This window comes from Macrococcoides caseolyticum, assembly GCF_002902665.1.
Taxonomy (GTDB): domain Bacteria; phylum Bacillota; class Bacilli; order Staphylococcales; family Staphylococcaceae; genus Macrococcoides; species Macrococcoides caseolyticum.
Genome location: NZ_PPRM01000069.1, coordinates 1 through 9,759, shown reverse-complemented (window position 1 = coordinate 9,759; position 9,759 = coordinate 1). Strand labels below are relative to the sequence as shown.

Genomic DNA, 9,759 nt, shown 5'->3' with positions numbered 1-9,759 from the left:
ATTGCTTGAGGCAATCACTCTTGGGAGTGAACTTAATCACTCAAATTATTGGAATTAACGTTGACATATTGTCATTCAGTTTTCAATGTTCACTGTGTTATTCTTTGCGTCTCACAAGATTTAATTATACTCTCTTGTTTTTCGAAAGTCAACAACTTTTTTTAAAAAGTTTTTCGTTGTCTTTCGAAGCGCTTGTCCTGTATGAATTATCTCTGCCGGACAAGATATAACTATACAGGGTTTCAAGCACTATAACAAGCATAAAAATTACACTTTCACTACTTTTTTTAAAAAGTTTTTACTTTTCTTTTGGATCAAGCCATCCTTTTATCTTCGGAAGCTGTTCTAAAGCATCATGATAGCCTAATTCATACATTGCTGAAAGCTTATCGCGATTCTTTTCCATACGATCTACCTTTAAATCTTTAGATGGACGAATTACTATTGCATGCCCGCTTTTTTCCTGACTGTCTATATATTGCAACGTTTCATTATAAATTGCCGGGCGTTTCCGCATCGCTTCATCCACTTTCTTATATCCCTTTACTTTAAAGTATCTAGAAAGTCGGCTGGAACGCTTTACATATCCTTTCGGCCTAGTGAGTACGACAACATTATTGATCATGCCATCACGCTGCGCCTTTCTTAAAGGTATCGGGTCTGTTACTCCGCCATCTAATAGTTTCTTACCATCGTACTCTACTATCGGCGCCATTAGCGGCAAAGAACTTGAAGCTCGAAGAATCGTCATTAAGTCTTTTCTTAAATATGCTTTATTAAAATATTCCGTTTCTCCGGTTTCACAGTTCGTGCATGCAATGACGTATTCTCCTTTATATCGAAGAAATTCTTCCATATTGAACGGTACATATTCTCTTGGTATTTCATCAAAGATAAAATCCATTCCAAACATCTCTTTATTCTTTATATAGTTAGAAAGTGATAAGTAACGTTTGTCATCTAAAAAATCTAATGATACTTTCTTATTTCTCCCTTTCTGCTTTGAAAGGTAAGATGCTGCCATATTCCCGCCTGCTGAAACACCGATTACATAATTAAATTGAATATCATGCTCTAAAAAACAATCCAGGACTCCTGCAGTATAGATTCCTCTCATACCGCCGCCTTCTAATACTAATCCAGTTGCCATTTTATTCACCTCATTATAATTATTAATTATAACAGCCCATATGCAAAATTACTTATTGTAGTATCTATAATCTTTTAATATATTTGTCATGTAATGAAAATACATCAATCTTTACTTCGTAGTACCGTCCTGGGATGTTTAACGATATATCTAACATGGTTATTATCACTGATACTTAAGCACTATTCGAAAAAGCATCCCCAATCATTGATTGAGGATGCTTGTTCATGATTTCTCTAGATTTCCGTTCTTCCTGTTATTGCTTTGGATAACGTCACTTCATCTGCATACTCTAAATCTCCACCTACAGGTAAACCGTGCGCTAGACGTGTCACTTTAATTCCAATCGGTTTCACGAGTCTTGCAATATACATTGCCGTTGATTCACCTTCAATATTTGGATTCGTTGCTAATATTAATTCCTGTATATGCTCATCACGTAATCTCGTGAGCAATGAAGGGACATTAATATCTTCAGGTCCAACGCCTTCCATCGGAGAAATCGCACCGTGCAGAACATGATACAGCCCTTTATACTCTCGCATCTTCTCCATGGCGATAACGTCTTTAGTTTCTTCTACTACACATATCATAGATTGGTCACGCGTCGTGTCTTCACATATATAACATGGATCTGTATCCGTAATATGTCCGCAGACTGAACAATACGTTAATTCACGCTTCACATCTACAAGTGCCTTCGCAAAACCTACTACATCGTCTTCTTTCATATCTAATACATGAAATGCTAAGCGACTTGCTGTTTTCGGGCCGATTCCGGGCAGTTTCATAAAACTATCAATTAATTTAGAAATTGGTGCAGGATAATGCATATTACATCATTCCCGGAATGTTCAATCCTTTAGTATGTTGTCCTAAACGTTGCGCTGTAACATCATCTGCTTTAGTTAAGGCATCGTTTGTTGCAGCTAATACTAAGTCTTGTAACATTTCGATATCTTCTGGATCTACTACTTCTTCTTTGATGATTACATCAAGCACTTCTTTATGGCCTGAAACGACAACAGTAACCATACCGCCACCAGCTGTTCCTTCAATTCTTTCTTCTTTTAATTTCTCTTGCTCTTCAGCCATCTTCTTTTGCATTTTTTGCATTTGTTTCATCATTTGTTGCATATTTCCGCCACCGCGCATAATTTATTCCTCCTAATTAATCTATAATGTTAAGTGCATCTTTGCCAAACAGGTTTTCTGCCTGAGTAACAATATCATCTTCCAAAGGCTGTGTTTCCTGCTTCGGTTGCTTTTTATTCTCCAGATAATTATGTCTGACTTGCAGCCACTGAGAACCTGGCACTCCTACCATTTTAACTTGTTTTTCAATAATTGTGTATACTATTGACTCAATCTGTTCCCTTTTTGCGTCATCATTATTAACCATATCACAATGAATTTCTTCTTCAAATTTAATTAGTACGTGCGTACTACTCGCAGCAACAGGCTCAGAATTTTTCAGAAGGCTTACTAGTGCTTTCTTACCCTCATTCTCTACATGCTGAATTAATGTATGCCAATTTTGCTTCAAATAGTTTAAATCTTGTCGATTTGCATGATCCAGCACCGTTTCAATTTGACGCATTGAAAATGCATTTTTTGAACGTTTTTGTTCTTTTTTTGGTCTGGACGCTTGCACGGGAGCGCTTTGAATGCCACTTGCGACTTGCTTTTCAAGTTGTTGTAGACGCTTTTCTAAGTGCGAAGTATCAACTTGAACAGCACTTTGTGTAACACCTTGGTTACGTTTAATAAGTTCTGACAGCTTAACAATGAGCACCTCAAAGTGAACATTCATATTTACTGCAAAACGCATAGATACTAATGTATCGTTTATTTTATCTATCATTTCATACAGTAGTCCTATATCAAGCTGATAGATACTTTCTTCTCCTTTATTGTCTGCTGCATAATCCATAATAATATCTCTTAAAAAATAAATTAAATCATTTACTAAACGCGTTGTTTCCTTCCCTTCAGATAATAAGCGATGAAATTGTTTGAACGCTTCTTTAACGTCATGCGTAATTATATAATCCGTAAGTTCAAAGAAATCTTCACGTCCAACACTTCCTGTGACACTATGGACATGTTCTAAAGTCAATGTCTCAGTTCCAAATGCAATTGCCTGATCAAGTATACTCAGCGCATCCCGCATGCCACCTTCAGCAGTTGTTGCAATAAAATTCAGGGCACCTTCATCGTACTTAATCCCTTCTGTTCGACAGACGTAGGCAAGATGTTCAGCAATATCATTAACAGAAATTGCTTTAAAATCAAAACGTTGGCATCTCGAAATAATTGTCGCAGGAATCTTATGTGGTTCCGTTGTAGCAAGAATAAAAACAGCATGGGCAGGTGGTTCTTCTAACGTCTTCAATAATGCATTGAATGCACCTGTTGTCAGCATATGAACTTCATCGATAATGTAGACTTTATATGTAGATTCACCTGGTGCATATTTTACTTTATCTCTTATATTACGAATTTCATCAACACCGTTATTACTCGCAGCATCAATCTCAATGACATCTGAGTTTGTTCCTTTCGTAATTGAGACACACGTATCACAAGAATTACACGGCTCACCATCTGTACTCACGGTACAGTTAATAGCCTTTGCAAATATCTTAGCGATACTTGTCTTGCCTGTTCCTCTCGGGCCATTAAATAAATAGGCGTGGGAAATCTTATTCTTTTGAATTGCATTCTTTAATGTCGTAGTAACATGTTTTTGTCCGACAACCTCTTCGAACGACTGAGATCTGAACACTCTGTATAACGCTTGATAGCTCAAAAGGGTTCCCTCCAAAAATATAATAATATTAATTATAACATTGAAAATATCAGCATCATATAAAAAACCATGCCGATTGTCTGAGTATATTAAAAAAGCACCGAAACAATTGTTCCGATACTTTATCTATAATAAATCTATTATTTTTAATTAAAACCGTGCACCTTCGCTTCGAATAACAAGCACAAGCGTTACCTGAATCGCCAGCTCAAGAACGGCTGCCCTAGCCACATACAAATGACCACTTAATGCTGCTTCCTTCCGGACCTGACATGATTCGTGGGTTTATATTGACTAGGACCGCTCTCTCAACACTACGTGTTCAGGTCAGACCTCACAACTCATTACCCTCAGCAAAGGAATTAGGTCTTACCTAAGCGGATTGTAAGTACAGGGAACCGCTACCTCCCCACTTAGCACGGCAAAGTTAATAATACTATATTTCTCATAGTTATTGCAACTATTTCGTCATACTATTTACGAATCGTGCGTCTTGAGAAGTCTACAAACTTGAACTCACTCGCTCTATGTTTGGAGATATTGTACTGAAATACAGATGCATCTTCTAAATGTACAACCGAACGAACAACTGCTGCATACGGTGGCATCGTTTCTTTAAACAATTCAAGATCATCTTCTGTCATAGGTTCAAAAGTAATTGCTTTATTCGAATACGAAATCCTCAGACCTAATCGTTTCTCAATATAATCATAAATTGATTGTCGAGCTATCTCTTCATCCAATCCTGGCATCATCGATTTAATGAAATAATCAGTATCAATAATATTAACGCGGTCTTTTTCTCTTCTACTTCGTACTACGCGATACAACTCCGTATCATCGCCTAAATTCAAAGCTTCTTGAACAGATTTATGATCTGCTGCTCTTACAGTTTCAAAAGATTCTACAACCGTATTATAATCCATATTCAATGAATGCTTAATTTCTTCGAAGCTGATGAGTTGAGAGACAGGGAAGTTCATTGCTTGATTATAAATAACTATTGAGCCTTTTCCTTTTAACTTTTGTATATAACCATTAGTTTGAAGCAGACTCAATGCTTTACGTACTGTTTCTCTTGATACACCATAACTTTTTACGAGCAAGTTTTCGGAAGGTAGTTGCGCGCCTTCTTTATATTCGCCATTGATGATCTTTCCGCTTAAGTCCTGATAAATCTTTCTGTACTTATTGCTGTTCAATTCTTTCACCTCTATATCTAAAAAATTGTTTTCAGATTAAGGAAATGCATTATCGAAGAATGGCGAATGCTTGATATGGCTCTATTTTATGCGATACAGTATCGTTATTTGTTATTAGCACTTCGCCTTCTAAATCAAATGATACTGGTAGTTCTGTAGGTTCTTCACTAAAGTTTGCAACAACAAATAAAACTTGATTACCCAGTATCCTCTCATAAACAAATAACTGTTTATGTTCTTCTAATAACGGTTTCACTTCTCCGTAAGTTATTATATCTCGTTCATGTCTTAATTTTATCAGTTTTTGGTAAGTATAGAAGATAGAATTTTCATCTTTTAAAGCTTTTTCAACGTTTATCTGTTGGTAATTATCTGCGACCTTAATCCATGGCTCATTCGTTGTAAATCCTGCATGCATGCTATCATCCCATTGTACCGGAGACCTTGAATTATCTCTTGATTTATCTTGAAGCACCTTTAGAATCTCATTTTCTGAGCGTCCTTCTGCTTTCATGATTTGATAAGCATTTAATGACTCCACATCACGATAATCCTCTATACTATTTAAATAGAGATTTGTCATACCAATCTCTTCTCCTTGGTAGATATAAGGCGTACCTTGAAGCAAATGCAGAACAATCGCCAGCATTTTTGCAGATTTCACGCGTTCTGCTTCCGTCTTATCACTACCGAAACGACTTACAACACGAGGCTGATCGTGATTACACCAGAATATCGCATTCCATCCATTCCCTTTTGAAATCCCGGTCTGCCAGTGAAATAATATCCTTTTTAATTCTACAAAATCAAAGGGCATCGTCGTCCATTTTTCACCATTTTTATAATCAACTTTTAAATGATGAAAATTAAAGACACTGCTCAATTCTTGACGTTCTGGCCTTGTATAATTGATACAATGCTCCAGCGTCGTGGAACTCATTTCGCCTACTGTCATAAATCCTTCTTTATCACCAAACGTATTGCGATTTAATTCATGCAGAAATTCATGTACTCGAGGGCCATCTGTATAAAATTCTTTACCTATCTTATCAGAATCTTTGAACGTCCCTTTTGAAATCAAATTAATAACATCAAACCTGAAGCCATCTATTCCAAAATCAATCCAGTAATTAATCATATCGTAAATTTCTTTACGTAGCGATTCATTCTCCCAGTTTAAATCAGCCTGTGTCACATCGAACAGTCGCAAGTAATATTGCCCTGATAATGCATCGTATTCCCACGCATTACCCCCGAACTTGGATTCCCAGTTTGTTGGAGGGTTGTCTTTCGACCCATCTTTCCAAATATAATAATCTCGGTAAGGATTATCTTTAGATTTGCGTGATTCTACAAACCAATTATGATGGGTAGATGTATGATTGATGACAATATCAGACATGATCTTGATACCACGTGCATGGGCTTCATCTAACAAGCGCCTGAAATCCTCCTTCGTTCCAAATTCAGGATTAATCTCATAATAATCGCTAATATCGTAACCGTTATCGTTCATCGGGGAATGATAAACCGGAGTAAGCCATATATAATCAATACCTAGATGCTTTAAATAATCCAGTTTCTCGATAATTCCATTGATATCTCCTTGTCCATCTCCTGTTGTGTCGTTAAATGATTTAGGATAAATCTGATAGACAACCGACTTTCTCCAATCTGTTACCGCCATTGTATTACCCCTAACTTAAATTATTTATATAATTTTATACCGAACAACATGTATTTACAAGTTGTTCGGTATAACGTAATTCCTATAACTTTTTATCTGCAACAATTGGTTCTGCAATATCATCGCCCATCTTCTTCTTCGCAAAGTTTGAGAATACTAATGTTAAAATCATCGGCAATACCATAGCGATAAGCATACCGATTAAGAAAGTGCCTTTAAACCCGCTATTGATACTCATAATGCCTGGCACTCCACCAACACCGACTTTACCCAATAGTTGCTGAGAACCAAATAATGCACCAACAATACCCGTAGTTATTACTGCGGCAATAAATGGATATTTCAGTGGGATGTTTACACCAAACATTGCAGGCTCTGTTACACCTAACCATCCAGAGATACCTGAAGTAAATGCTAAGCCTTGTTCTTTAACCATCTTCTTACGTTTATATAAGAACCACGCCGCAAACGCTGCAGATCCTTGAGAAATATTAGAAATTGCTAAGATTGGCCATAAATATGTTCCATCTAATTTAGAACTCATCAGCTGGAAGTCCACCGCTAAGAACATGTGATGCAACCCTGTAATAACAAGCGGGGCATAAACTAACCCATAAATTAATCCACCTAACCATCCAGCTTGTTCAAAGATAAACTGAATTGCGCCAGTGATTTGGTTACCTAACCAGAATGCAACTGGCCCAATGATGACAAATGATAAGAAACCTACTAACAATAATGCAACAGGTCCTACGACTAACATCTTAATTGAATCATGTGCACGTTTATTTAAGAAACGCTCAACTTGTGCTAAACACCACGTTGCAATTAAGATGGGTAATACTTGGGCTGCATAGTTTAATTGTTGAACTTTCAATCCAAATACATCCCAAGTTGGTATTTCAATGAGTTTACCTGTTTTCGCATCTGCTAATCCATACTGTGAAGCAAGTCCAGGGTTAACTAACACTAGACCTAGTACTAATCCAAGAATCGGACTACCTCCAAACACACGCATCGCACTCCAACCAATTAACGCAGGTAAGAAGTGGAATGGAGTTACAGCTATCAACTTGATGATTTCTGCAATACCTTTTATTTGCGGGTATACATCAACTACAGCTTTCCCTTTGTAAATTGCACCAGCTTCTAATAATAAATTTGATAAACCAAGTAATAGGCCCGCTGTTACGATTGCAGGAAGTAACGGGATAAATACGTCACCTAATGTTTTTATCAACTTTTGAATCGGACTCATCTTCTCTGCTGCTGCTGTTTTAACTTCTTCTTTCGAACTCTCACCGACACCCGTCTCATCTACAAATACTTTATATGCCTCGTCTACAGTACCTGGGCCGATAACAATTTGGAACTGGTTATTTGCCGCGAATGATCCTTTAACTAAACTAATTTTATCTAGAGCTGTCTTATCTACTTTATCATCATCATCTAACACCAATCTTAATCTCGTAACACAATGCGTTGCGGCATTAACGTTTTCTTTTCCACCAATGGCTTTTATAATATCTCTTACATCTTGTCTGTTGACTGCCATATGTTCCATCCCCTTTTCTTAATATGCTAACATTGTACTCTGTCTATACAAGTATGTAAAGGTTTTATGAAAGGGTTTTCAATTATACAAAATCCTGCATCAAAAAAGACCTTAACATAATGTTAAGGTCTTCAATATATAAAAGTTTAATTATCAAAATAATGGCGGAGGAAGAGGGATTCGAACCCCCGCGAGCCGTTAAGCCCCTGTCGGTTTTCAAGACCGATCCCTTCAGCCGGACTTGGGTATTCCTCCAAATAAGACAATATCAATAATATAATATATCAAGGATGCTGTCAATAATTCACGATCAATATTTTAATACATTTTAATCTCTATATTACTAATCATCCATTCTTTTCCGAATTTCACTAAAAATAATGTCAGTTCTAATGGCCAAACATTGCGATAGCCATCAGTTCTTGCATCCACTAAAATACGCACAATAACACGTGCCGTTTTTTCTCTATAAACGATTTCCAGGAACTCTTCACGAACACTATAATATTTCATCGTTTCTTCTTCAATAGCTTTAAGCCACTCACACTTCTTCTGCTTATACCCGGTAATATGTGTAAGATAACTACCATCCATCATAATCCTATCGATTGCATGCGTATCCTTTTCAATCATACTATCGACTAAAGTGCTATAAATCTCATGTAACTTCTTTTCTGTCATCGGCATAGCATCGCTCCTATACAATATAAAAAATATTATAAATAAAGAGGCCAATTATGGCCCCCATATTATTCTTCTGACTTAATATCGGCAGCAACCTCTGTTACTGCTTCAGCACAAGATATATGCCTATTATAATCATTCATCTAATTAATATAACGATTAGCTGAAACTACTTTTACTCACTGCAGTAATTGTTGACTGTAATACTTTAATACCCTTCACATTAAAAATGAAACTACGTAAATTCTTAAATAAATCTTAATAATTCATTAAAATGACTTATATTTATCTTTTATACAAAGACATGTCAGTCTAGAATCATTAAGAAAAGAAACGTTTCACATGAAATAAACTATATCCCATCTTTTGTTATAATAAAGAAAACAGGAGGTGCCAAATGGAAATATTATTATTCGGACTCATGATCTTCATTATCTGTATCACAGCAAGTTATGTGACAGCTTGGTTAATCAATCGCTTCTCAAAGAATGAATATCGCTTTAATTTTAAATTTGCCGTGACAAATGCGCTATTTTTTACAATCGCTTATTTGTTTATCATGTATTTTATGAAATAGAAGAGATATCATAGTATTTTTCTTGAAAATTATATAAATTTATATTATCAAAAAATTCGAAAAATGGAGGATGTTTATGGATAATCCTAAAG

General features: G+C 36.2%; 9 protein-coding genes, 1 tRNA gene and 1 other RNA gene. 1 reads left to right on the top strand and 10 read right to left on the bottom strand.

Annotated features, from left to right (window positions below):
* Positions 1 to 298: 298 nt before the first annotated feature.
* The 10 genes from CD152_RS09780 to CD152_RS09735 all read right to left on the bottom strand — a co-directional run bounded on the left by CD152_RS09780 (position 299) and on the right by CD152_RS09735 (position 9,093).
* Positions 299 to 1,150: a patatin-like phospholipase family protein gene (locus CD152_RS09780; protein WP_103214716.1), complete on the bottom strand. Its 852-nt coding sequence runs from the start codon at positions 1,148 to 1,150 to the stop codon at positions 299 to 301.
* A gap of 236 nt (positions 1,151 to 1,386) precedes the next feature.
* Positions 1,387 to 1,983: a recombination mediator RecR gene (gene recR / locus CD152_RS09775; protein WP_101141228.1), complete on the bottom strand. Its 597-nt coding sequence runs from the start codon at positions 1,981 to 1,983 to the stop codon at positions 1,387 to 1,389.
* Position 1,984: 1 nt separating this feature from the next.
* On the bottom strand, positions 1,985 to 2,305 hold the full coding sequence (locus CD152_RS09770; RefSeq protein WP_015912433.1) for a YbaB/EbfC family nucleoid-associated protein: 321 nt from the start codon (positions 2,303 to 2,305) through the stop codon (positions 1,985 to 1,987).
* Between the two features lie 16 nt (positions 2,306 to 2,321).
* Positions 2,322 to 3,962: a DNA polymerase III subunit gamma/tau gene (gene dnaX, locus CD152_RS09765; protein ID WP_101044939.1), complete on the bottom strand. Its 1,641-nt coding sequence runs from the start codon at positions 3,960 to 3,962 to the stop codon at positions 2,322 to 2,324.
* 156 nt (positions 3,963 to 4,118) lie between these two features.
* An RNA gene (gene ffs, locus CD152_RS09760) (signal recognition particle sRNA large type) lies at positions 4,119 to 4,384 on the bottom strand.
* Between the two features lie 51 nt (positions 4,385 to 4,435).
* A complete protein-coding gene (treR, locus tag CD152_RS09755) occupies positions 4,436 to 5,173 on the bottom strand; it encodes a trehalose operon repressor (protein ID WP_307776688.1) in 738 nt (245 codons plus the stop codon).
* A 40-nt stretch (positions 5,174 to 5,213) separates the two neighbouring features.
* On the bottom strand, positions 5,214 to 6,851 hold the full coding sequence (treC, locus tag CD152_RS09750; protein ID WP_101141224.1) for an alpha,alpha-phosphotrehalase: 1,638 nt from the start codon (positions 6,849 to 6,851) through the stop codon (positions 5,214 to 5,216).
* A gap of 82 nt (positions 6,852 to 6,933) precedes the next feature.
* Positions 6,934 to 8,406 (bottom strand): PTS system trehalose-specific EIIBC component, encoded by a 1,473-nt coding sequence (gene treP / locus CD152_RS09745; RefSeq protein WP_103214715.1) that lies wholly within the window; start codon positions 8,404 to 8,406, stop codon positions 6,934 to 6,936.
* Positions 8,407 to 8,568: 162 nt separating this feature from the next.
* A tRNA-Ser gene (locus tag CD152_RS09740) sits at positions 8,569 to 8,661 on the bottom strand.
* Between the two features lie 63 nt (positions 8,662 to 8,724).
* Positions 8,725 to 9,093: a nuclear transport factor 2 family protein gene (locus CD152_RS09735; RefSeq protein ID WP_101042031.1), complete on the bottom strand. Its 369-nt coding sequence runs from the start codon at positions 9,091 to 9,093 to the stop codon at positions 8,725 to 8,727.
* 394 nt (positions 9,094 to 9,487) lie between these two features.
* On the opposite strand from CD152_RS09735, the gene CD152_RS09730 reads away from it, so the two are divergent.
* Entirely contained in the window at positions 9,488 to 9,667 is a 180-nt protein-coding gene (locus CD152_RS09730) for a hypothetical protein (RefSeq protein ID WP_086043593.1), read from the top strand.
* Positions 9,668 to 9,759: the final 92 nt, after the last annotated feature.